The organism is Streptomyces xanthophaeus (genome assembly GCF_030440515.1).
GTDB classification, from domain to species: domain Bacteria; phylum Actinomycetota; class Actinomycetes; order Streptomycetales; family Streptomycetaceae; genus Streptomyces; species Streptomyces kutzneri.
Map to the genome: position 1 here is coordinate 3,817,880 of NZ_CP076543.1, position 23,439 is coordinate 3,841,318.

17 protein-coding genes, 1 tRNA gene and 1 pseudogene are annotated in these 23,439 nt (G+C 71.5%); 8 read left to right on the plus strand and 11 right to left on the minus strand.

What is annotated here, in order from left to right; translation table 11 throughout:
* Nucleotides 1-47 precede the first annotated feature (47 nt).
* On the plus strand, nt 48-1,055 hold the full coding sequence (locus KO717_RS16630; protein WP_301368406.1) for a helix-turn-helix domain-containing protein: 1,008 nt from the start codon (nt 48-50) through the stop codon (nt 1,053-1,055).
* An 11-nt stretch (nt 1,056-1,066) separates the two neighbouring features.
* Here the strand turns inward: KO717_RS16630 and KO717_RS16635 are convergent, their stop codons facing one another.
* A complete protein-coding gene (locus KO717_RS16635; protein WP_301368408.1) occupies nt 1,067-1,237 on the minus strand; it encodes an MbtH family protein in 171 nt (56 codons plus the stop codon).
* A 229-nt stretch (nt 1,238-1,466) separates the two neighbouring features.
* Here KO717_RS16635 and KO717_RS16640 point away from each other — a divergent pair, with 229 nt between their 5' ends.
* The 6 genes and pseudogenes from KO717_RS16640 to KO717_RS16665 form a co-directional block, all read left to right on the plus strand.
* A complete protein-coding gene (locus tag KO717_RS16640) occupies nt 1,467-2,753 on the plus strand; it encodes an MFS transporter (protein WP_301368409.1) in 1,287 nt (428 codons plus the stop codon).
* 143 nt (nt 2,754-2,896) lie between these two features.
* Nucleotides 2,897-3,430 carry a TetR/AcrR family transcriptional regulator gene (locus KO717_RS16645; RefSeq protein ID WP_301368411.1) on the plus strand — a complete coding sequence of 178 codons (534 nt, stop codon included), beginning with the start codon at nt 2,897-2,899 and terminating at the stop codon, nt 3,428-3,430.
* A gap of 1,428 nt (nt 3,431-4,858) precedes the next feature.
* On the plus strand, nt 4,859-5,164 hold the full coding sequence (locus tag KO717_RS16650; RefSeq protein ID WP_301368413.1) for a hypothetical protein: 306 nt from the start codon (nt 4,859-4,861) through the stop codon (nt 5,162-5,164).
* 25 nt (nt 5,165-5,189) lie between these two features.
* Complete coding sequence (locus KO717_RS16655; RefSeq protein ID WP_301368415.1) at nt 5,190-5,468, plus strand: phage capsid protein; 279 nt, start codon at nt 5,190-5,192, stop codon at nt 5,466-5,468.
* Between the two features lie 667 nt (nt 5,469-6,135).
* Nucleotides 6,136-6,477 carry a hypothetical protein gene (locus KO717_RS16660; protein WP_301368417.1) on the plus strand — a complete coding sequence of 114 codons (342 nt, stop codon included), beginning with the start codon at nt 6,136-6,138 and terminating at the stop codon, nt 6,475-6,477.
* Nucleotides 6,378-6,608 (plus strand): annotated as a pseudogene (locus KO717_RS16665) (phage minor capsid protein); the annotation flags it as partial. The gene KO717_RS16660 and the pseudogene KO717_RS16665, both read left to right, overlap by 100 nt.
* A gap of 115 nt (nt 6,609-6,723) precedes the next feature.
* Here the strand turns inward: KO717_RS16665 and KO717_RS37480 are convergent.
* On the minus strand, nt 6,724-7,062 hold the full coding sequence (locus KO717_RS37480) for a hypothetical protein (RefSeq protein WP_437184520.1): 339 nt from the start codon (nt 7,060-7,062) through the stop codon (nt 6,724-6,726).
* Between the two features lie 103 nt (nt 7,063-7,165).
* Here KO717_RS37480 and KO717_RS37485 point away from each other — a divergent pair, with 103 nt between their 5' ends.
* Complete coding sequence (locus tag KO717_RS37485; RefSeq protein WP_437184521.1) at nt 7,166-7,402, plus strand: hypothetical protein; 237 nt, start codon at nt 7,166-7,168, stop codon at nt 7,400-7,402.
* A 44-nt stretch (nt 7,403-7,446) separates the two neighbouring features.
* On the opposite strand, the gene KO717_RS16675 is transcribed toward KO717_RS37485, so the two are convergent.
* From KO717_RS16675 to KO717_RS16715, 9 genes are all read right to left on the minus strand, one after another.
* Nucleotides 7,447-7,520: transfer RNA gene (locus KO717_RS16675), tRNA-Thr, on the minus strand.
* Between the two features lie 361 nt (nt 7,521-7,881).
* The gene (locus tag KO717_RS16680) at nt 7,882-9,450 is read right to left on the minus strand and encodes an alpha/beta hydrolase (RefSeq protein ID WP_301368419.1); all 1,569 of its coding nucleotides are present in this window, start codon (nt 9,448-9,450) and stop codon (nt 7,882-7,884) included.
* Between the two features lie 184 nt (nt 9,451-9,634).
* Nucleotides 9,635-10,846: a DNA polymerase III subunit delta' gene (locus tag KO717_RS16685; RefSeq protein WP_301368421.1), complete on the minus strand. Its 1,212-nt coding sequence runs from the start codon at nt 10,844-10,846 to the stop codon at nt 9,635-9,637.
* Nucleotides 10,847-10,929: 83 nt separating this feature from the next.
* Complete coding sequence (gene tmk / locus KO717_RS16690) at nt 10,930-14,253, minus strand: dTMP kinase (protein WP_301368422.1); 3,324 nt, start codon at nt 14,251-14,253, stop codon at nt 10,930-10,932.
* A 200-nt stretch (nt 14,254-14,453) separates the two neighbouring features.
* Nucleotides 14,454-17,267: a type I DNA topoisomerase gene (gene topA, locus KO717_RS16695; RefSeq protein WP_301368424.1), complete on the minus strand. Its 2,814-nt coding sequence runs from the start codon at nt 17,265-17,267 to the stop codon at nt 14,454-14,456.
* Nucleotides 17,268-17,901: 634 nt separating this feature from the next.
* Entirely contained in the window at nt 17,902-19,416 is a 1,515-nt protein-coding gene (locus KO717_RS16700; RefSeq protein ID WP_301368426.1) for a DUF7059 domain-containing protein, read from the minus strand.
* A 144-nt stretch (nt 19,417-19,560) separates the two neighbouring features.
* A complete protein-coding gene (locus tag KO717_RS16705) occupies nt 19,561-20,118 on the minus strand; it encodes a small secreted protein (protein WP_301368429.1) in 558 nt (185 codons plus the stop codon).
* A 164-nt stretch (nt 20,119-20,282) separates the two neighbouring features.
* Nucleotides 20,283-22,685, minus strand: a complete 2,403-nt coding sequence (locus KO717_RS16710; RefSeq protein ID WP_301368431.1) for a sodium-translocating pyrophosphatase — start codon at nt 22,683-22,685, stop codon at nt 20,283-20,285.
* A gap of 267 nt (nt 22,686-22,952) precedes the next feature.
* The gene (locus tag KO717_RS16715) at nt 22,953-23,393 is read right to left on the minus strand and encodes an ATP-binding protein (protein WP_301368433.1); all 441 of its coding nucleotides are present in this window, start codon (nt 23,391-23,393) and stop codon (nt 22,953-22,955) included.
* Nucleotides 23,394-23,439 lie beyond the last annotated feature (46 nt).

The following is a 23,439-nucleotide window of genomic DNA, read 5'->3' on the forward strand; positions in this document are numbered from 1 at the left end:
ACGGGCCCCACCGGAGATACTGGTCTCTGCTGACGGATGGGGGGCCGATGCTCGACGTACTGGGACTGGACGGACCGACCGAAGCCGTTTACCGAGCGATGCTGAACCACCCGCGGGACGACGCCGAGGCCCTGGCCGGGCTGCTCGGAACCTCCGAAGAGGCCGTGCGCACGGCATGGGACCGGCTGTCCGGCCTCTCCCTCGTGCAGTACCCCGCCGACAGAGCGGGCGACGCGTCGGCGGCGCCCCGCGCGGTCAGCCCGGAGGTCGGCCTGGAGTACCTGCTGGCCCGCCGCCAGGCCGAGCTGTCCCTGGAGAACCAGCGCATCGCGGGCGCCCGGGCCGCGGCCCAGCAGCTGATCTCCGAGTACGAGGACCTGCGCCCGGTCGGTGGACCGGTCAGCGTGGAACACCTCGCCGACGTCGACGAGGTCCGGACCCGCCTCGCGGTGCTCACCGAGAATGTCCGGAACGAGGTGATGGTCTTCGCCCCCGGCGGGGCGCAGACGGAGGCGAACATGGCGGCCTCCCGCCCGCTCAACGAGCGGCTGCTCGGCCGGGGCGTCACCATGCGGACGATCTACCTCGACAGCGTGCGCAACAACCCGGCCAGCGAGGCGCACGCCAAGTGGCTGACGCAGCTGGGCGGCCAGGTCCGCACGATCGCCGTGCTGCCGCTGCGGATGACCATCGTGGACCGGACGACCGCCGTCCTTCCCGTGAACAGCGAGGACAGTGGCGAGGGCGCGGTCGCCCTCACCGGCCAGGGCACGCTCACCGCCCTGTGCACCCTCTTCGAGACGGTGTGGGAGAACGCCCGCCCGCTGGGCCGGGCCCCGCGCCGCGACGAGTCCGAACTGGACCACCAGGAAGCGGCCAGCCTGCGCCTGCTCGCCGAGGGCCACACCGACGAGGGGATCGCCAAGCGCCTCGGTGTCTCCCACCGCACGGCCCGCCGCATCGCCACGGTCCTGATGGAACGCCTGGGCGCCCGGAGCCGCTTCGAAGCCGGCGTGCGAGCGGTCCAGCGCGGCTGGCTCCCCCCGGACGCGTGACCCGGAACTGACTAACGCACGCTCAGCGGGCGCTGGTCCGTCCACACCTCGTCGATGTGCGCGAGGCACTCCTCCTTGGTCCCGGCCACACCCGTGTCCCGCCAGCCCAGGGGCACGTCGCGCCCTTCGGCCCAGATCGAGTACTGCTCCTCGCCGTTGACGACAACGGTGTACCGCCCCACGCCGCACCTCCACGTACGCGCCGGCCCGACAGCCCGGCGACCTCATCTGCGGGCCCCAGCCTCATCGGCCCACCCCGCCACCACAACACCCGCCCCATACCGGCTCCCGAACCGCGCAATCGCCCCAGCCGATCGACGGCGGCGTGCGCGACATTGAATAGACGCAACGTCTAGTCTAATGTCACGCTCAGACGCAACGCACCGTCCAGTCTTATCCCGGAGGTCATCCGTGCCGAACCGAACCGACCGAACCGACCCAGCCAACCCAGCCAACCCGGCCGACCCGGCCGACCCGGCCGACCGCGCCGGCTCCCCGCCGGACGCGCCGCCGTCACACGAGCCCCGCGGCCGACCGGCCGCCGCCGTCGTGGCCTTCGCCTTCTGGATCACCATGGCGGGGACCACGGCGCCCACCCCGCTCTACCCGGTGTACGGCAAGGACTTCGGCTTCTCCCCGATCACCGTCACCGTGATCTTCGCCGTCTACGCCATCGGGGTCGTCGCCGGACTCCTCGCCTTCGGGCGCCTGTCGGACCAGATCGGGCGGCGCCCCGTACTGGTCGCGGCGACCCTGCTCTCCGTCTGCGCCGCCCTGGTGTTCCTGGCCGCCGACGACGTGGCCGTCCTGCTCGCCGCCCGCGTGATCTCCGGCTTCTCCGCCGCGCTCGTCACCGGCGCGGCCACCGCCTCGCTCACGGAACTCCTCCCGCAGGACCGCGGGGTCCGGCCCGCGACGGTCGCGCTGTTCGCCAACATGGGCGGCCTCGCCTGCGGCACCCTGCTCGCCGGGATCCTGGCCGACGCCGCGCCCTCGCCGCTGCGCACGCCCTGGATCGTGATGCTCGTCCTGGCGGCGATCGGGCTGATCGGCGTGGCCTCGTCCCGGGAAACCGCCGCGCACCGCTCCGGATTCACCTTCCGGTTCCAGCCGCTGCACATCCCGGCGGAGATCCGCCCGGACTTCCTTCGCTCCGCGATGGCCGCCGGGGCGGGCTTCGCGGTGCTCGGCGTCCTCACCGCCGTCACCGGCCTGTTCCTCGGCACCGTCCTCCACGAGAGCAGCCACTCCCTCACCGGCCTCGTCGTCTTCACCGCCTTCGCCTGCACCGCACTGGGCCAGCTGCTGGTCCGGCGGATCAGGCCGGGCACCGCCCTCTCCGTGGCCTGCCTGGGGCTGATCCTCGCCGCGGCACTGATCGCGCTCGCCATGGCGGTCACCTCCCTGGTCCCGCTGCTCATCGGCGCCGCGGTGAACGGCCTGGCCACCGGCATCGCCCTCGGCCACGGCATCGGCGTCATCACCACCCGCAGCGACCCGCAGCACCGCGGCGCGTCGGTGTCGACGTTCTTCGCGATCCTCTACTCCATGCTCGCCGTCCCCGCGATCGGCGTCGGCGTCCTGATCCGTGCCACGAGCCTGCGGCCGGCCGGGGAGATCTTCAGCGCCGCGGTCGCGCTGCTCGCACTCACGGTGCTGCTCAGCCTCACCCGCTCGATCGGCCGGCCTCGGCACTGACCCGGTGTGCCAGAATCGCGGCATTCGCACGGAACAAGAGGTGAACGACCATCAGCGCCGCACGGAAGACCGAAGGCCGCCGCGCCCCCTCACCCGTCGTGAGCCGCACGGGTCCGCGGCGCAGTGAAAGCATTCGCGTCGCGGTGCTGAACGCCGCCGACGACCTGCTGGTGGAACAGGGCTTCGCCGCGACGACGATCGAGGGCATCGCCGCCCGGGCGGGCGTCGCCAAGCAGACGATCTACCGGTGGTGGAAGTCGAAGGTCGAGATCCTGCTCGACGCCCTGGAGGACGACGCCCTCGAAGGACTCGCCTGGGCCGAGCCGGCCGGAACCCCCGCCGAGGACCTCACCGCGCACCTGCACCGCGTCGCCGACTTCTTCCAGGAGCCGGCGGGCCAGGTACTCCAGGCGCTCCTCGGCCACGCCCAACTCGACCAGGACGCCGCCGCCTCCCTGCGCGAGGGATTCCTGCTCAAGCAGCGCGCACGCGACCTGGCCGGCCTGGCCGCGATCATCGAACGCCACACGGGAAGGACCCCGGACGAGGAGACCCTCGCCCGCCTCGCCGACCTCCTGCTCGGCCCGATCTACTACCGCGTACTCGTCTTCGACAAACCGGCCGACAAACACCTCATCGAGGCCACCGCCCACCTCGCACTGAACCTCACGGCCTGACCGTCACGCTGGGGGCCGAACTGAACCATGCCGAACTCCCCCAGGAGCCACGCGTTGGTCGCGATCATTCCCCGCCACCCCTTTCCGACGGGGAACGCGGAAGCCGGCCTCGCCGTTCTCCAGGGGAGCACGGACAGGTGGATCGACGGTCTGAAGGACGATTCCAGAGGTCTGGGCGAAGCCCTGGACAGAATGCTCATGCTGACCAAGGCGCCCCGACGGGCCGCCGAGCGTCACCTGCTCGGGCGCGCGGGAATGCTCAGCACCCGTCCCCCTCGACGGTGCCGAGGGGGCGCGGGTGTGGGAGTGGGACGACCTCCCCGAGCTGATCGCCGCGCTCGGGGTGGACATCGCCGCCACGGCGTAGCGCGGGAGCGTATGGGCCAGCGTCAAGGCGGCCGTGCCCGTATGCCCCCGCCACCTCACTTGCGCTGCCATTCGTCACGCAACCGGCGAACAGCCGAGATCGCACGCAGCGCCTTGTCCACGAGTATGGGCACCTGATCGAGCGCATGGCCTACTACGAGAACACATCCGCCGAGTCCGGCTACCGCCGCCGTAGCCCATCCGACTGTTTCCATCCGGACCGATTCGCCTTCCTGGAGGGCGGTCGGTTCAGGCAACAGGGGCAGCCTCGAACCGACCACCGATGCTCGTTGGTAGTCAGGTCGAGAGCCATAGCCCGCACGCCGTATCTCGCAATATGTCGTTGTCGCAGGTAGAGCCCTGCTTACCCCACAATCTTCGGCACGTCGGATCTACCGTGCGGGGACCTAGCCCTGCTTTGTGCCGCGACAGGGACCTTGCCCCGCCGTGGGATGGGAACCCCGCAGTGTCGGTTGTGCGGCGACCTATCAGGGTCCAGCTAGGGCCAGCATCGACGGAGAACAGGCCGGCCGCTCACAAACCCTTGCGTCGTTACTCATTCGTGACCTAGAGTCGGGAGCGCCTCCGGCGTGCCCGGACACAACCCCCACTCTCACGCCCTGCCACCATCCCCCCGGCGACGGGGCGGACTGCTATGCGGCGGGACGCAGGTTCGCGATTGCTTCGAGACGCGCAAGCACCCAGGCGCAGCTTGATACGAAGCCAAATGCCGCCTCGGGCAGAACCGTGTGCTGGCCGTGCGAAACGCGCGCCCGCAGGCGAGACAGGTTCATTGCTGTGTCGGCGTCGTGAGGTTCCAGCAGTCCGTGTTGCCTCAACGCCTGAATGGTCGTCGATGCGTTGCACATGCGCGGGGACTGCGCATCCTGCGGCAGTTGGGGGGGTGGCCTTCCGGAGCGCCGTTTCGACTGCTCTCCAAGCGATCATTACGGCGCTGTCCGGTGAGGTCGCGATCAAGTCCAATGCCTGACCGACGACAGCCTCGATACGACATGGACGAGTTGGATTCGCGATCTGCGGCTCGCCCAGGCGCGGCTGCTCGTGCCTGACGGGTACCTACGTGACCACGGGCCCGGGCGCGGCGCGAGCTTTGACGACGACCGGGAAATCTGGAAGCTGCTCAACATCCCGCCGACCGAGCAGGGCGGCGCCGGCATCACCCTGGATCAGTTCTCGATCAGAGTCGACGAGCACGAGCGCACCTCGGCCGCGATCACCCGGCAAGCTGTGATGAGCGCCGGATATTCGGCAGCGACGTTCGGGCTCGGCGACCAGGGCTCCGCCGTGACCGCGACCGAAGTCAAGGCGCGCGAGCGAAAGAGCATGATCACCCGGGGGAGAAAGTGAGGTACTGGGGCCGCCCGTCGCCGACATGCTAGGCGTTCTGCTGCTGCTCGACCGGCAGTTCTTCACCCCGCGGATCATGCCCGAGCGACCCCGCATGAAGTTTGGCGACTCGATCACTGATGACACGTCCCCGCTCGCACAAACTCTGTCGTTGCTCCAGCAGGCGCAAGCCGTCTCGACCGAGACGAAAGTGCGGCTGCTGCACCCCGATTGGGACGCAACAGCCGTGCACGCCGAGGTCGACTGCATCCTCGTCGAGACCGGGCAGGCAGTGCCTGACCGATGCAAGCCGGGGTCCTTTTAAAGCGCGAGCGTCAGCTATCCCGCCTCAACGCTGCCCATGCCACCAGGGCATCACAGCATTGGCCGGTAACACCGAGCAGCACCAGCGCCCACACCACGATGGGCTCTTGTACGTGTCCACTCGCAATGACAAAGGCAACGCTGCTGCCGGTGATGGCGCTCCATCGAACCGAGGGGCGCGGAACCCTTACAACGAGGTCAGCCCGTGGCTCAGTTGTGGCGCTTCCTGACTGATTGGTACTCACTCCACCGTGCTCCCTGATGGCAGGCCCGTCTTGGGCGCGAGACGACGACAGAGCGTGTGTGCACAACACGTCTTGCCTGCCAACCAGTGTGGCATCACAAGTGCCACGAGAACCTAGGAATCGAAGATAGAAAACATCTTCCCCCTTCGATGTCACGGTACCGTCTGGTTTCTGTCACGGAGCCGCTACAGCGAGTGGATGGTGATTTATGCCGATTCACCCCGCCATGGCCGAAGTTCTCACGACCGGCATCCGCGCCCCTTACGCGGACGCCGAGCAGCGCCTGCCCGGCATCGTCGCGCGGCAGCTCGCCGAGGGGTTCGACGCTCCCGGGTGGGCGGTCGCCAAACTGCGCGACATTCAGCCGCTACGGCGAGCGGCGCAGGGTGTCGTCGACGCTCTCGCGACTGCCACCGTCTTGAGGTGTTCTCGGCCGTAACCGAGGCGTACGACGTCGGGGCGCGCGCCGGCCTCGCCGAACTCGGCGCCCTCTCGGATGCCGACGCCCGCCGGATCGCCGGCAGCACACCCAACACCCGCGCCGTTGACCGCCTCGCCGCCGAGACGGTCGAGCTCGTCACCGAGACGCACCGCGGGATTCTCCGCGGCGTCGAGGACGGATACCGGCAGGTCATCAGCGAAGTGTCGGAGACCCGCTCCTCGGTATCGACACCTGTCGGCAGGCCACGCAGCGCACCCTCGAACGGTTCGCCGACCGGGGATTGCGGACGTTCGTCGACAAGGGCGGGCGCGCGTGGCAGATGACAAGCTATGCCGAGATGGCAGTACAGACCGCCGTCGGGCGGGCCGCGGCCGAGGCGCACGGCGACAAGCTGCGCGCCGTCGGCGTCTCGCTCGTCATCGTCTCCAACGCCGCCCACAACTGCGATCTTTGCGACCCACTCGAGGGCAAGGTGCTTGCGCTCGACGGACCGGGTGGCTCCCGGACCGTCGAGGTCGAGCACGCCACCGACGACAACCGCAGCGTGCAGGTGCACGTCGCCGGATCGCTCAACGACGCCCGCCGCTCGGGGCATGGTGCTGCCGTTGTTCCACCTGTTCACGCTCCGAGGTCTGCGCCGCGGCGAGGCATGCGGCGTCCGCTGATCCGACTACAACACGACCACGGGCGAGCTCACAGTCGCGACGCAGCTCGTGCAGGACGGCTGGGAAGTCGTCGAGTCGGCGCCCAAGACCGACAGCGGCGAGCGGATCATCTCGCTCGACGAGTACACCGTCGAGGTCCTCGAAGCTCATCGAGTCAGGCAAGGCGCCGAGCGCCTCGAATGGGGCGAGGCGTGGCAGGACACAGGCCGAATGTTCACGCAGGAAAGCGGCGAGTGGATTCATCCCGGTTGGTTGACGGACCAGTTCGAGCGGCTCGTCGAGCTCTCGGGTCTGCCGCCGCCTGCACGATCTGCGGCACGTCGCCGCCGGAGTCGACGTCAAGATCGTGTCCGAGACCCTCGGGCACTCCGACTCCCGGATCACTCGGGACATCTATCAGTCGGTCATGCCCAAGGCCGTCGCCGAGGCCGCCGAGGCGACCGCCGCCATGGTCCCGCGCGGAGCAGCCCGATCGCCCAAGCAGAAGGCCGTCGAGGCAGTCAACGAGCAGGACGGCATCACGTCGGCATCACATGAGGGCGCGAAGATCATCGCGTTCCGTCCCCGCTTGGTCGGGGCATAAGAAAAACCCCAGGTCACGGCGAGTGAGTCCTAGGGTTCTTCTAGAGCCGCCTTCGGGATTCGAACCCGAGACCTACGCATTACGAGTGCGTTGCTCTGGCCAACTGAGCTAAGGCGGCACCGCTGGTCAGACAAGTGTTCCCTCGAAGAGGGGCGCTCATCAGCAGCGGCGCCAAGTCTACAGGGTGTGGGAGGGTGCCCTGAACCAGGTTTCGCGGCGGTGGGGCGCGGGGCACAGATCAGGGTGATCGCGGCATACGCGGCGCACGCCGCCACCAAGCCGGACGGGGGTCTCGCAGGTGCGCCGGGGTCTGCTCGGGCAGCCAGGAGTCATCGGCGTCCGTGCGCCACAGGGACCCGGCATCGAGCGGAAACTCCTGCGTCGGCGGGGCCGGCGACGAACCAGCCGGGGATCCGCTCGAACCGGCCCCGCCAGCTGCGCCGCTCGCCGGGAGCAAACCGTTTACCGGGGCGGCGGCCTCAGCACTTCTTGCCGTCCTGCGGGGCCTTGCCCTCCAGGAGGTAGCGGTTGATCGCGGCGTCGATGCACTCGCTGCCGCGCCCGTACGCCGTGTGGCCGTCGCCGTCGTAGGTGAGGAGCGTGCCCGATTCGAGCTGGCCGGCCAGCGCCTGGGCCCACTTGTACGGGGTCGCCGGGTCACGGGTGGTGCCCACCACCACGATCGGCGCGGCGCCCTTCGCCGTCAGTTCCCTCGCCTTGCCCGCGGCCTTCACCGGCCAGTACGTGCAGTTCAGCGCGGCCCAGGCCAGGCCCGCGCCGAAGACCGGGGAGGCCTTCTCGAAGGACGGCAGGGCGGTGTCGACGGCCTCGGGGCCGCTGAAGGCCGGGGGCTGGTCGAGACAGTTGACGGCGGCGTTCGCGAACATCAGGTTGGCGTACTTGCCGTCCGCCTCGCGCTCGTAGTAGCCGTCGGCCAGGCTCAGCAGGCCGGATCCGTCGCCGTTGATCGCCGAGCTGAGCGCCTCGCGCAGCTGCGGCCAGGCGCTCTCGTCGTACAGCGCCGCGATCACCCCGGTCGTCGCGAGGGCCTCGCCCAGCGGGCGGTCCGGGTCGCCGCTCGACACGGGCTGGGCGTCGATCTTGCGGAAGAACTCCTTCAGGCGCGCCCCCACCGCGTCCGGGCCGCCCTTGCCCAGCGGGCAGTCGGGCTGCTTCGCGCAGTCCTTGGCGAAGGCGGTGAAGGCCGTGTCGAAGCCCTCCGTCTGGTCCCGGTTCAGTTCGAGCGCGGGCCGGGTGGGGTCCATCGCCCCGTCCAGGACCAGCCGGCCGACCCGGTCCGGGAAGAGGTCCGCGTACGTGGCGCCCAGGAAGGTGCCGTACGAGGCCCCGACGTAGTTGAGCTTCTTGTCCCCGAGCAGCGCGCGCAGCAGGTCCATGTCCCGGGCGGCGTCGACGGTGGAGACGTGCGGCAGGACCCGTCCGGAATTCGTCCGGCAGGCGGCCGCGAACTCCTTGAACGCCGCCACCAGCTCCGCCCGCTCGGCCGGGTCGTCCGGCGTCAGGTCCACCTGTGTGTACTTGTCCATGGCCGGGCCGTTCAGGCACTCGACGGGGCTGCTGCGTTCCACCCCGCGCGGGTCGAAGGACACCATGTCGTACCGGGCCCGGACGGCTGCGGGATAGCCGATGCCGGCGTACGCCTGGAGGTAGCCGATGCCGGAGCCGCCCGGGCCGCCCGGGTTGACCATCAGCGAGCCGAGGCGCTTGCCGGGACCGGTGGCCGTACGGCGCGACACCGCGATGTCGACGTCCTGGCCGGAGCCGGGGTTCGCGTAGTCCAGCGGGGCCTTCATGGTGGAGCACTGGAATCCGGGGACGCCGCAGTCGCGCCAGGTCAGCTTCTGCTCGTAGTACGGGCGCAGCGCGGCCGCGTCGGGGGACGGCTGCGCCGCCGCCGTGCCGGACTCCGCCGGGGAGAACGCGGCGGCCCCCGGTTCCCCCAGCCCGCCCGAGGTGCACCCGGAGAGCAGCAGCCCGGCGGCTGCGATCACGGTTCCGGTGGTACGCAGCAGGCGACTGGTGTCCATCCCCGGAGCCTACGTCCTACCGGCGGAGGTGAGCAGGCGCTCCGAGCCCGGACGGCCGCACGCCTTCCGTGACACCTGCCGGGCCCGGCACGGACCGGCCGCTACCCGGCTCCGGCGCCTGGTTCGCCCGTACGGGTGAGCCGGTCAACCGGGTAGGGACCACCGCCCGGCGGCCCGGCCGCGGTCAGCCCGCGCGCAGGGCCATCGTCATCGCCTCGACCGCGAGGAGCGGGGCGACATTGCGGTCGAAGGAGTCCCGGCAGGCGATGATCGCCTCGATCCGGCGCAGGGTCCGCTCGGGGCCCGAGGCGCGGGCGATCCGCTCCAGGTCGGGCCGTATGTCCTCGTTGGCGATGGCCACGGACGAGCCGAGCTGCAGGGCCAGGACGTCCCGGTAGAAGCTGGTGAGGTCGGTCAGCGCCAGTTCGAGGGTGTCGCGCTGGGTGCGGGTGCGACGGCGCTTCTGCCGGTCCTCCAGCTCCTTCATCACGCCCGCCGTGCCGCGCGGCATCCGGCTGCCGGCGCCCGTTCCGGCGCCGAGCGCGGTCCTCAGCTCCTCGGTCTCCTTGGTGTCGACCTCCTCCGCGACCTGCTTGGCGTCCTCGGCGGCGGCGTCCACCAGCTCCTGGGCGGCCTTGAGGCAGGCACCGACGTCGTCCACCCGGAGCGGGAGCTTCAGCACCGCAGCCCTGCGCTCGCGGGCCCCCTCGTCGGTGGCCAGCCGACGGGCGCGGTCGACGTGCCCCTGGGTGACCCGGGCGGCGGCCAGGGCCGCCGACGGCTCGATACCGTCCCGCCGCACCAGCATGTCGGCGACGGCCGCGACCGAGGGGGTGCTGAGGTTGAGGTGGCGGCAGCGGGAGCGGATGGTGGGCAGCACGTCCTCCACGGAGGGCGAGCACAGCAGCCAGACCGTGCGGGGCGCGGGCTCCTCCACGGCCTTGAGGACCGCGTTGGCGGACTTCTCGTTCAGCCGCTCGGCGTCCTCGACCAGGATGACCTGCCAGCGGCCCGTGGCCGGGGACGTGTAGGACTTGCGGACGGTGTCCCGCATGTCGTCGACGAGGATCTGGCTGCCGACCGCGACGACGGTGGAGACGTCCGCGTGCGTGCCGACCATCGTGGTGTGGCAGCCGTCGCAGAACCCGCAGCCGGGCTCACCGCCGAGGGCGCGGTCGGGGCTGGTGCACTGCAGGGCGGCGGCGAAGGCCCGGGCGGCGGTGGTCCGCCCGGATCCGGGCGGACCGGTGAACAGCCAGGCGTGGGTCATCTTGGACCCCTCGGGCGGCGCGGTCCCGTCCGTGATGGCCGTGACCAGTGCGTCGGCATCACGGGCGGCGGCGGCCAGCTGCGTCTGGACCCGCTCCTGTCCCACCAGGTCGTCCCATACGGGCATCCCGCCCACCACCTTTCACTCTCCGTGCACCCATTGTGGCGGGCGCCACCGACAATCCCGTCCCGGTCCCGTCGCCGCCGAGGTCAGCGGCGGCGCGGTCGCCGCTGACCCTCGTCGCCGTCCTCGCCGTCCTCGTCGTCCCGGTGGCGGCGGCCCAGCAGTTCGTCCGCCAGCGTCGGCAGGTCGTCCAGCGGGGTCTCCTCCGCCCAGTCGGGGCGCGGCCGGCGCGGCCGGCCCTCGCCGTCGACGACGGGGAGCTCCCGCGTCCGGTCGTTGCCGGAGTCCCGGAAGATGCCCGACGGCACCCGGTCGGCCGGGTTCTCCTCGGGACGCTGGGCCGTCGGCCGCGTGGCGGACCGGGCCCGTCCGCCACCGCTGTCCTGCGCGGGCTGCGGCGCCTGCGGGGCGGCCGGACGTACGGGCGGCAGCACCGCCGTCTCGTCGGCCGGGCGAACGGGCGGCAGCACCGCCGTCTCGTCGGTCGCGCGGACCGGCGGCAGCACCGACGTCTCCGCGGCGGAGGCCGGGTCGACCTTCGGCACCGGGACCGTCTGGGTGACGTCGTCCGGCTGGACGACCCGCTTGACCGGCTTGGCCTCCGGAGCCACCGGGACCACCGGGGTCTCCACCGTCACCGCGTCGTCCGGGTGCGGCTGCGGCTTCGGATCCGGCTTCGGCTCCGACTCCGGCTTCTTGGTCATAGCGACCTTGGGCGCAGGGGCAGGGGCAGGGGCAGGCGCAGGCGCAGGCGCAGGAGCAGGCGCGGGAGCCGGCGGCGCGACCGCAGCAGCCTCCGCGGCCGCCACAGCCGCCGCAGCCGCAGCCTTCGCCGCCGCCTCGGCCGCCACCAGCCGGCGTGCCTCCTCGGCCTTCAGCAGGGCCTCCTCGGCCCGCCGCTGCTTCTCCAGCCGCCGTTCCTCGGCCTCGGCCCGCAGCCGGGCCTCCTCCTCGGCCTGCCGGCGCAGCCGCTCGGCCTCCGCCGCACGTGCCTTCTCCTCGGCCTCCAGACGCAGCCGCTCGGCCTCGGCCCGGGCCCGGGCCTCCTCCTCGGCGCGCAGCCGCTCCTCCTCCGCCCTGCGGGCGGCCTCCGCCTCGGCCCTGATCCGCGCTTCCTCGGCCTCACGGGCCAGCCGGGCCTCCTCCTCGGCCCGCAGGCGCGCTTCCTCCGCCTTGCGGGCCGCCTCTTCCTCGGCCCTGCGCCGGGCCTCCTCCTCGGCGAGGCGCCGTGCCTCGGCCTGGGCGGCCACCTCGGCCTCCGAGAGCGGAAGCATCCGGTCCAGGCGGTGCCGTACGACGGTGGTCACCGACCCCGGGTCCTGGCCCGCGTCGACCACGAGGTAGCGGCCCGGGTCGGACGCGGCAAGGGTCAGGAACCCGGACCGCACCCGCTGGTGGAACTCCGCCGGCTCCGATTCCAGCCGGTCCGGTGCCTCCGTGAACCGCTCGCGCGCCGCCTCCGGCGATACGTCGAGCAGCACGGTCAGGTTCGGGACGAGCCCGTCGGTGGCCCAGCGCGAGATCCGGGCGATCTCCGTCGGGGAGAGGTCACGGCCGGCGCCCTGGTAGGCCACCGAGGAGTCGATGTAGCGGTCCGAGATGACGACCGCGCCGCGCTCCAGGGCCGGGCGCACCACCGTGTCCACGTGTTCCGCCCGGTCGGCGGCGTACAGCAGTGCCTCGGCGCGGTTCGAGAGACCGGCCGAGGAGATGTCCAGCAGGATCGAGCGGAGCCGCTTGCCGACGGGGGTCGCCCCGGGCTCCCGGGTCACCACGACCTCGTGGCCCTTGCCCCGTATCCAGTCGGCCAGCGCCTGGACCTGGGTGGACTTGCCGGCTCCGTCGCCGCCCTCCAGGGCGATGAAGAACCCGGTGGCCGACGCCGCCTGCACGGGCTCCCCGCCGCGCAGCGCCTCGCGCAGGTCCCGCCGCAGGGGTACGCCCCGGCGGTCGTCGGCTTTGGCGAGCACGAGGACGGCGACCGGCAGCAGCAGGGCGCCGACCAGCATCAGGGTGAAGGCGGCGCCGCCGTGCGCGAAGACGACCTCGGCACCGGTGAGCCGGTGCGGGCCGATGGCCGCGGCCAGGAGGGGCGCGGCGACGGCACCCAGCGCCACGGCCACCCGTACGACCGCCTGGAGGTGCTCGGTGATCCGGGCCCGCCGGAACTCCTCGGTCTCCTGGTCCAGCAGGGTGTGGCCGGTGTTGGCCGCGACGCCCGCGGCGGTGCCGGCGAGCAGCGAGAGGAACAGCACGGTCGCCATGTCCGGGACGAGACCGGTCAGGAGCAGCGCGAGCCCGGTGACCGCTATGGCGAGGGCCATCAGCCGGCGGCGGGACAGCGCGGGCAGCACCTTGCCGGCCTGGGTGGCGCGGATGCCCGCGGCGGTGCCGCCGACCAGCGCGAGGACGAACAGTGCGAAGGCGGCCGGGCCGCCGCCCAGGTCGAAGGCGTGCAGTACGGAGACGGACACGGCGCAGGACACCGCTCCGGCGACCGCGGCGCAGCTCAGGACGAGAAGGGGGATGGCGCCCGTACGGCCCTTGTCGGGCCGGTCGCCCGCCTTGGGCGTACGCAGGCCCTCCAGGGGCGAACGCGGACGCGGGGTCGCCCCGCCGGGCAGCACCAGCGGCAGCAGCAGCGAGACCGAGGCGGCGAAGAGGCCGGAGGCCACGTAGGAGCCGAGGGCGGCCTGGTTCGCGGCGAACCAGTCGATGCCGAGGCCGAGTGCCTTGCCGACCAGGGTCGCGGCGAGCAGCGCGGCCGCGGCGATCGGAAGCGCCGCGAAGGACGTGCGCAGGGTCAGCCGGCGCAGCGCGTCCAGGTGGTCCGGGAGCGGCCGTACGGTCGCCCCCTCCGGCGGCGGCGCGGGCAGCAGGGCGGGAGCCGCGCTCTCCTTGGCCAGGGTCCACAGGCGCTCGGCGGCGCCGGAGACGAAGACGGTGGCCAGCAGCGCGGTCAGTGCGTGGGCCGCGATCCAGTCGAGCCACAGCGGGGCGACGACGAAGAGCCCGAGGCGGACCCCGTCGGCCCCGATCATGGTCCAGCGGCGGTCCAGCTTGCCGCCGGCGCCCAGCAGCCCGGCCAGCGGACCGAGGAGGACCGCGCCGAAGACCAGGGTGGCGAGGATCCGGACCCCGAAGACCGCGGCGACGGCGAGGGCCGCGCCGCGGAACCCGCCGCCGAAAGCCCCTTCGGAGGCCGCGGCCTGGAGGGCCAGCAGCACCAGGACCAGCAGGGCCAGGGCATCGCCGATGCCGCTCACCAACTGGGCGCTCCACAGCCGGCGCAGCCTGGGAGTGCGCAGCAGTGCGCGCACCGCACGCTCGCGGGAATCCGCGGCTAGGGCTTCGTCGTAGGTGGGGTTCGCCGGGGCGGTCACGACCGCCGGCTGCTCGGCTCGCGTCATCCGCCCAGCCTATCCGCTGCGCTATGCGGGTGCGGAAGCCTGTGGACAAGGCCGGATGTGACCCCGGACCCACCTTTCGGCGGCGCACCGTTGCGGGGGCTCCGCCCCCGGCCCCCGCGCCTCAATCGCCGGCGGGGCTCAATGCGGGACCCAACAGGGCCGGGCCGGGGTACGAAGCACCCGGCCCGGCCACATGGGTACTACTCGTCCGCCGGTGCCGCGGCCGCCTTCTTGGCCACCGTCTTCTTCGCGGTGGTCTTCTTGGCGGTCGTCTTCTTGGCCGCCGTCGTCTTCTTCGCGGCAGCGGCCTTCGTCGCCGTCGCCTTCTTCGCCGGGGCCTTCTTGGCAGGGGCCTTCTTCGCCACCTTCTTGGCCGGGCCCTTCGCCCGCTTCTCCGCGAGCAGCTCGTAGCCGCGCTCCGGCGTGATCGTCTCGACGTCGTCGTCCCGCCGCAGCGTCGCGTTCGTCTCGCCGTCCGTCACGTACGGCCCGAAGCGGCCGTCCTTGACCACGACCGGCTTCTCGCTGACCGGGTCGGTACCCAGCTCCTTCAGCGGCGGCTTGGCCGCGGCCCGGCCCCGCTGCTTCGGCTGCGCGTAGATCGCCAGCGCCTCGTCCAGCGTGATCGAGAAGAGCTGGTCCTCGGTCTCCAGCGACCGCGAGTCCGTGCCCTTCTTCAGGTACGGGCCGTAGCGGCCGTTCTGGGCCGTGATCTCCACGCCCTCCGCGTCCGCGCCGACCACGCGCGGCAGCGACATCAGCTTGAGCGCCTCGTCCAGGGTCACCGTGTCGAGGGACATCGACTTGAAGAGCGAGGCCGTCCGCGGCTTGACCGCGTTCTTGCCCGTCTTCGGGGTGCCCTCGGGGAGGATCTCCGTCACGTACGGCCCATAGCGGCCGTCCTTGGCGACGATCTCGTTCCCGCTGACCGGGTCCTTGCCGAGCTCGAACTCGCCGCTCGGCTTGGCAAACAGCTCCTCCGCGTACTCGACCGTCAGCTCGTCCGGAGCCATGTCGTCCGGGACGTCGGCCCGCTGGTGGCCCTCCGCGTCCTTCTCGCCGCGCTCCACGTACGGCCCGTAGCGGCCGACGCGCAGCACGATGCCCTCGCCGACCGGGAAGGAGGAGATCTCCCGGGCGTCGATCGCGCCGAGGTCCGTGACCAGCTCCTTCAGACCGCCGAGGTGGTCCCCGTCGGCCGGCACGACCTCGGTCGCGTCCTCCGAGCCGAAGTAGAAGCGCTTCAGCCACGGCACGGACTGGGCCTCGCCCCGCGCGATGCGGTCGAGGTCGTCCTCCATCTTCGCGGTGAAGTCGTAGTCGACGAGCCGCCCGAAGTGCGTCTCCAGCAGGTTCACCACGGCGAACGACAGGAAGGACGGCACGAGCGCCGTGCCCTTCTTGAAGACGTATCCGCGGTCGAGGATCGTGCCGATGATCGACGCGTACGTCGAGGGGCGGCCGATCTCGCGCTCTTCGAGCTCCTTGACCAGCGAGGCCTCGGTGTAGCGGGCCGGCGGCTTGGTCGAGTGCCCGTCCGCCGTGATCTCCTCGGCGGCGAGCGCGTCGCCCTCCGCGACCTGCGGCAGGCGCTTCTCGCGGTCGTCGAGCTCCGCGTTCGGGTCGTCCGCGCCCTCGACGTAGGCCTTCATGAAGCCGTGGAAGGTGATCGTCTTGCCGGAGGCGGTGAACTCGGCGTCGCGTCCGTCCGAGGCACGGCCGCCGATCTTCACGGTGACGCTGTTGCCGACCGCGTCCTTCATCTGGGAGGCGACGGTCCGCTTCCAGATCAGCTCGTACAGGCGGAACTGGTCGCCGGTCAGACCCGTCTCGGCCGGGGTGCGGAAACGATCACCCGAAGGACGGATCGCCTCGTGCGCCTCCTGGGCGTTCTTGACCTTGCCGGCGTAGACGCGCGGCTTCTCCGGCAGGTAGTCGGCCCCGTACAGCTGGGTGACCTGCGCCCGCGCCGCCGACACCGCGGTGTCGGACAGCGTGGTGGAGTCGGTACGCATGTAGGTGATGAAGCCGTTCTCGTACAGCTTCTGCGCCACCTGCATCGTCGCCTTCGCACCGAAGCCCAGCTTGCGCGAGGCCTCCTGCTGCAGCGTCGTCGTACGGAACGGGGCGTACGGGGAGCGGCGGTACGGCTTGGACTCGACCGACCGGACGGCGAACGAGGCATCCGCCAGAGCAGCGGCGAGCGCCCGGGCGCCCGTCTCGTCGAGGTGCAGCACCTCGCTCTTGAGCTGCCCGTTCGAGCCGAAGTCACGGCCCTGGGCGATGCGCTTGCCGTCGACCGTGTTCAGCCGGGCGACCAGCGTGGAGGGGTCGGAGGCGTCACCGGCGCGGCCGGTGGCGAAGGTGCCGGTCAGGTCCCAGTACTCGGCGGAGCGGAAGGCGATGCGCTCGCGCTCCCGCTCGACGACCATGCGCGTGGCGACCGACTGGACGCGGCCCGCCGACAGCTTCGGCATGACCTTCTTCCACAGGACCGGCGAGACCTCGTAGCCGTAGAGGCGGTCGAGGATGCGGCGGGTCTCCTGGGCGTCGACCATGCGCTGGTTGAGCTCGCGCGGGTTGGCGACGGCGTCGCGGATCGCGTCCTTGGTGATCTCGTGGAAGACCATCCGGTGGACGGGGACCTTGGGCTTGAGGACTTCCTGCAGGTGCCACGCGATGGCTTCGCCCTCGCGGTCCTCATCGGTGGCGAGGAAGAGTTCGTCGGACTCGGCCAGCAGCTCCTTGAGCTTCCTGACCTGGGACTTCTTGTCCGCGTTGACGACGTAGATCGGCGCGAAGTCGTGCTCGACGTCCACGCCGAGGCGGCGGACCTCACCGGTGTACTTGTCGGGAACCTCGGCCGCGCCGTTCGGGAGGTCGCGGATGTGCCCGACGCTCGCCTCGACGACGTATCCGGGGCCGAGGTAGCCCTTGATCGTCTTCGCCTTGGCTGGGGACTCGACGATGACGAGTCGGCGGCCGCCCTTTGCGGTCTCGCTAGTCGGGGACAACTTGGCTCTTCTCTCCGGTCGGCACTCGGTCGCAGTACGGCGACGCTGCGGAGTGTGACGGTACAACCCGCCCCCGTGTCAAACGGCAGAAGCCCGCAACGGCCACTCGAACGGTAACCCGACAAGTGCCGTTTCTGCCGCCCGGATGCCGCGCCGGGGCGTTCCCGATCACCGGGCAGGGTGGCCGGGGGGCCGTCTGGCCGCGCCTTCGCACCCGGTCCCGGGCCTGCTCCGACCTCGGCTTTCCGGGCCGGATCCGCGGCCGCGTCCCGGTCCGCCCGGGTCCTTCGAACTCGGTGCCGGAGCCGCGCGAGGCGACAGCCCCAGGGTCGTCGCCGCCCGCCGAGGAGCCCCGCCGACGAGCCGGACCGACGAGCCCGGCCGGCGCCACGGCCGCGACGGGGCGCGTGCCCCTCGCCACCGGCACACGGTGGCCGAGCACGCGCCCTCGTCAGGCCTGCAGAGCGGCCCCGAACAGCGGGAACACGGCCGCCGCGAAGATCGCCGGACCGCTTTCCGCGCCGCTTCCCCTTACCCCCGGGCCGCTCACGGGATCCCCCCGGATCCCCCTGCGCAGGAGACTGACAGCCTTGTGGATACGGCGGGCGAACCCCGGGTTACATCCCGGGGCCGACTACTTCGCGGGGCCCGCCACGGGGTCCAGGAAACCCTGCTCGACCAGCAGCCGGATGGCCTCCGGAGTGCGGTCCCGCAGCACGATCGGGTCCTCCTGGACCAGCTGCGCGATCGCGTCCAGGATCCGGCCCGCGCTCAGTGAGCCGTCACACACTCCGGCGAAGCCGGCGCCGACCGTGTCGACCTTGGTGGCGCGCCGCATTCCGCGGTTCTGCCGGAGCACGACATGTTCCGGATCCTCCGCGCCGGGCGCGCCGACCTGCTCCTGGACCACTTCCTCGGCCAGCGCGAAATAGGCCTCCAGCAGGGCCGCGTCGTCGTGCTGCCGCAGGTAGTCCTGGCGCGCGAAGTGGGCCAGGACGGCCTCGCCGAGCGGCTGCTCCACCGTGTGGGGCCACTCCTCGACCACGATCGAGGGCTCGGCCGCGTCCGTGCGGCGCAAGGTGATCCACCCGAAGCCGACGGACTTGGTCCGGCGGGCCTCGAACTCGTCCAGCCAGTCCTCGTACCGCCGCGTGTACTCGGCCGGGTCGGTCCGGTGGTCGCCCGCGTCGCGCAGCCACAGCTCCGCGTACTGCGTCACGTCCTGCTCGTCACGCTGCACGATCCAGGCGTCGCAGCCGCGCGGCACCCACGAGCGCAGCCGGTCGCGCCAGTCCTCGCCCTCCACGTGCTGCCAGTTGCCGAGGAACTGCGCGTACCCGCCCGGGTTGAGCCGCGCGCCGGCCTCCTGGACCAGGGTCCGGCACAGGTCGTCGCCGCCCATACCGCCGTCCCGGTACGTCAGCCGGGCGCCGGGCGAGATCACGAACGGCGGGTTCGACACGATGAGGTCGTACGTGGCCTCGCCGACCGGCTCGAACAGCGACCCGGTGAGCAGCTCGGCCTCGGGGGCCCCGGACAGGGCCAGCGTCAGGCGGGTGAATTCCAGGGCCCTGGGGTTGACGTCGGTGGCGGTGACCCGGGTGGCGTGGCGGGACGCGTGCAGCGCCTGGATTCCGGATCCGGTGCCGACGTCGAGGGCGGAGCCGACGGGGGTGCGGACGGTGATCCCGGCCAGGGTGGTGGAGGCGCCGCCGACGCCGAGGACCACCCCCTCCTCGCGGCTGCCGATCCCGCCGGCCCCGCCGACGGAGCAGCCGAGGTCGGAGACGATGAACCAGTCCTCGCCGTCCGGGCCGCCGTACGGGCGTACGTCGACGGTGGCGTGCACCTCGTCGCCCTCCAGCCGCAGCCAGCCGTCGGCCAGCGCCGCCTCGACGGGCAGCGCCTCCGTGGCGTGCACGTACGGCTCCGGCTGCTGGAGCAGGAACAGCCGGACCAGGCTCGCGAGCGCCCCGTCGCCCGGGCCGCGCGTGGCGCGCAGGGCGGGGACGGTCTCGCTGCGGGCCAGCGCGGCGTAGGCGGGGGCGCCGAGCAGGTCGAGCAGCCCGTCGGCGGTGAATCCGGCGGCGAGCAGGGCGGCGCGGAGCTCGGGGGCGCTATCGGGCTTGGGGAGGCTGGTGGTACTCACGCGTCCATTGTGTCCGCTGGGGCCCGTCCTGCCGATCACACCGGGCCCGAAGGCCCGAAAGGGCGGCCGCGGCCCCTTCCGGGACCCCGGCCGCCCTGAGCGGCGTACCGCGCCGAGCACCGCCCGCGCGGGCCGGCCGTGCTCCTACGAGGACGCCGCAGCGACCTGGCAGCCCTTCTGGCCGTTGATCGCCGGGCCGAGGCCACCCGCCTTGAGCTGGGCGAGCGCGTCCTGACCGCCCTTCGTCACGTCCTTGAGCCCGCCCGCGACCTCCTTGAGGCCGTCGGCGAACTTCGTCTTGTCCTGGGCGTCGAGGGCGTCCGTCTTCGCCTTCAGGTCGGCGTAGCCCGTGGAGGTCGTCTCGAAGCCCTTGGCCGCCGCCTCCTGGGTCGCGGCGCCGTTCTTGACCGGCGGAACGCCCGCCGACCGCAGGGCGTCCGCCATCGCCTTGTACGACTCGGTCATGGTCCCGAACGCCGCCGAGTCGGTCTTCTGGACCTCGTCGGGCTTGCTGCTTTCCGAGGCCACCCGCTTGATCTCGAGGTTGGCGGCTTCGATCTTCTGAAGCTGGGGCTGCCACTGGTCACAGACCTTCTTGGCCCATGAGCCGGCCTTCTGGTCGGTCTCGTCCCCGCCGCATCCGGACAGGACGAGCATCAGTGCCGCACCGCCCGACAACGCGGCCGCGATCTTCTTGTTCACCGGATTGGTCCCTTCGAAGGCTCTCGGCCCGGAAGATACACGCCCGCCCTCGGGAGACGCACAAAGGCGGACAGACGGCGCGTGAGTCCGCGCCGCCCATCCGCCTTTCGGGCGTACCGGCCGGCCCTGCCCGGCCCTGCCCGTACCGCTGACCGGATCTCGGGTCAGGAGACCGTCGCCGGGTCGGCCGACTGGGCCACCCGCTCGGCGGCTCCGCCTTCGGTCTCGTCACCGACAGCGATGCCGCGGCGCTTGGAGATGTACACCGCGCCGATGATGACCCCGATCGCGAGGACCGCGACGACGGCCCGGACGACCGGGCTGCTGTCCTCGCCGTAGCTGAACTGCACGACCGCGGGGGCGATCAGCAGCGCGACCAGGTTCATGACCTTGAGCAGCGGGTTGATCGCCGGTCCGGCGGTGTCCTTGAACGGGTCGCCGACCGTGTCGCCGATGACGACCGCGGCGTGGGCCTCACTGCCCTTGCCGCCGTGGTGGCCGTCCTCGACGAGCTTCTTCGCGTTGTCCCACGCGCCACCGGAGTTGGCGAGGAAGACCGCCATCAGGGTGCCCGTGCCGATGGCGCCGGCGAGGAAGGAGCCGAGCGCGCCCACGCCGAGGGAGAAGCCGACGGCGATGGGGGTGAGCACGGCGAGCAGGCCGGGCGTGGCGAGCTCGCGCAGCGCGTCCTTGGTACAGATGTCCACGACGCGCCCGTACTCGGGCTTCTCGGTGTAGTCCATGATCCCGGGGTGCTCGCGGAACTGGCGGCGCACCTCGTAGACGACGGCGCCCGCGGAGCGGGAGACGGCGTTGATGGCGAGGCCGGAGAACAGGAACACGACGGCCGCGCCCAGGATCAGCCCGACGAGGTTGTTGGGCTGTGCGATGTCCAGGCTGAGGTTCATCTCCCCGGCCTTGGCACCGACTTCCCTGACCGCGGTGGCGATCGCGTCGTTGTACGAGCCGAACAGCGCCGCGGCGGCGAGCACCGCCGTGGCGATGGCGATGCCCTTGGTGATGGCCTTCGTGGTGTTGCCCACGGCGTCCAGGTCGGTCAGGACCTGCGCACCGGCGCCCTCGACGTCGCCGGACATCTCGGCGATGCCCTGGGCGTTGTCGGAGACGGGCCCGAAGGTGTCCATGGCGACGATGACGCCGACGGTGGTGAGCAGGCCGGTGCCGGCCAGGGCCACCGCGAAGAGCGCGAGCAGGATCGACGTACCGCCGAGCAGGAACGCGCCGTAGACGCCGAGGCCGATGAGCAGGGCCGTGTAGACGGCGGATTCCAGGCCCACCGAGATTCCGGCGAGGACGACGGTGGCGGCTCCCGTCAGGGAGGACTTCCCGATGTCCCGGACGGGGCGCCGGTTGGTCTCGGTGAAGTAGCCGGTCAGCTGCTGGATCAGGGCCGCGAGCACGATGCCGATGGCGACGGCGACGACGGCCAGGATCCGCGGGTCACCGGTGTGGTTGGTGATCGCCGGGTTCTCGACGCCGACGAGCTCCTTGTAGGTGGCCGGCAGGTAGGCGTAGACCGCGATCGCGACCAGTGCCAGGGAGATCACCGCGGAGATGAAGAACCCGCGGTTGATGGCGGTCATGCCGCTGCGGTCGCTGCGGCGCGGGGAGACCGCGAAGATGCCGATCATCGCGGTGATGACGCCGATCGCGGGCACGATCAGCGGGAAGGCGAGGCCCAGGTCGCCGAAGGCGGCCTTGCCGAGGATGAGCGCGGCCACCAGGGTGACGGCGTAGGACTCGAAGAGGTCGGCCGCCATTCCGGCGCAGTCTCCGACGTTGTCGCCCACGTTGTCGGCGATGGTCGCGGCATTGCGCGGGTCGTCCTCCGGAATGCCCTGCTCGACCTTGCCGACCAGGTCGGCGCCGACGTCGGCGGCCTTGGTGAAGATTCCGCCGCCCACGCGCATGAACATCGCGATCAGGGCGGCGCCGAGACCGAAGCCCTCCAGGACCTTGGGGGCGTCGGCGGCGTAGACCAGGACGACGCAGGAGGCGCCGAAGAGGCCGAGGCCGACGGTGAACATGCCGACGACGCCGCCCGTCCGGAAGGCGATCTTCATCGCCTTGTGGGAGACCTCGGTCAGGTCCTTGGCGGGCTCCCCCTCGGCCGGGGTCGCCTCGCGTGCGGCAGCGGCGACACGGACGTTGGCCCGGACCGCCAGGCGCATGCCGATGTAGCCGGTGGCGGCCGAGAAGATGGCGCCCACGAGGAAGAAGGCTGAGCGCCCGCCCCGCTGCGTCCAGTCGTCGGCGGGGAGCAGGAAGAGCAGGAAGAAGACCACGACGGCGAAGATGCCGAGGGTGCGCAGCTGCCGGCCGAGATAGGCGTTGGCGCCTTCCTGGACGGCTGCGGCGATCTTCTTCATGCTGTCGGTTCCCTCGTCGGCGGCGAGGACCTGGCGGACCAGGATCTGCGCGACGACGAGTGCGGCGAGTGCCACGGCCGCAATGACGATCACGATGAGCCGATTGTCATCGGTGAGTACTGCGGCTGCCAGATCTGTGGTGCGATCCGGCGCGATAGGGGTGAAGAGCCCCGTCATTCGTCCTCCTTGACGTGATGAGCTCAAGATGTGGACGGATTGTAGGGAGCGCGCCCCGATCAAAACAGTGCACAGGAAACGTAATTGGCGTGCTCTCGCTCCTCAGCAATAGATCGCGTCACTCCATTACCCTCGAAAGTGGTAATGGGGCAAAGGCATTGACGCGTCGTCATTGATCTAGGGAAATGAAAAAGGCCCTGCTCAGCAGGGCCTTGATAAAGATCGGAAGATACGAAGGATTGCGCGCGGCGCGGATCGCGGTGGACCTCAGGGAAGCTCGGAAACCCCGGAGAGGGGCCAGCTCATCCGGATGGTCCCGCCCGATTCATCGCTGCTCACCTCGACGTCGTCGACGAGCCCGCTGATCACCGCGAGACCCATCTCGTCCTCGGTCTCACCCTCGGACTCCAGGACGGCGGTGATGCCGGACACCGCGTCGGAGGCACTGCCGGACGGCCCGGGGACCTCGTCGCCGACCTCGATGGAGAACACCTTGTCCTCCTCGGTCAGGACCACCCGGACGGGCGCGGTCAGTCCGTTGCTCCGATGGAGTCCGACGGCACGCGAACAGGCCTCGCCCACGGCGAGGCGGACCTCGTCGAGGACGGCTTCCTCCACACCGACCCGGCGCGCCACGGCGGCCGCGACCAGGCGGGCCGTACGGACGTGTTCGGGCTGGGCGCTGAAGCGCAGTTCAACGGTGGCCATGCGCATCCCCCTCGGACTACGGGCGTGCCTTGACAGGGGCCCGGGC

What these genes read in the sequence shown, in the direction of transcription:
- KO717_RS16685 (WP_301368421.1), bottom strand. Translation starts at nt 10,846, where the DNA reads ATGCCCGTATGGGACGACCTGGTGGGACAGGAGCGGGTCCAGACGCAG.
- KO717_RS16655 (WP_301368415.1), top strand. Translation starts at nt 5,190, where the DNA reads ATGCTAGGCGTTCTGCTGCTGCTCGACCGGCAGTTCTTCACCCCGCGG.
- KO717_RS16680 (WP_301368419.1), bottom strand. Translation starts at nt 9,450, where the DNA reads ATGGACACCAGTCGCCTGCTGCGTACCACCGGAACCGTGATCGCAGCC.
- KO717_RS16630 (WP_301368406.1), top strand. Translation starts at nt 48, where the DNA reads ATGCTCGACGTACTGGGACTGGACGGACCGACCGAAGCCGTTTACCGA.
- KO717_RS16715 (WP_301368433.1), bottom strand. Translation starts at nt 23,393, where the DNA reads ATGGCCACCGTTGAACTGCGCTTCAGCGCCCAGCCCGAACACGTCCGT.
- KO717_RS37480 (WP_437184520.1), bottom strand. Translation starts at nt 7,062, where the DNA reads ATGAATCCACTCGCCGCTTTCCTGCGTGAACATTCGGCCTGTGTCCTG.
- KO717_RS16710 (WP_301368431.1), bottom strand. Translation starts at nt 22,685, where the DNA reads ATGACGGGGCTCTTCACCCCTATCGCGCCGGATCGCACCACAGATCTG.
- tmk (WP_301368422.1), bottom strand. Translation starts at nt 14,253, where the DNA reads ATGACGCGAGCCGAGCAGCCGGCGGTCGTGACCGCCCCGGCGAACCCC.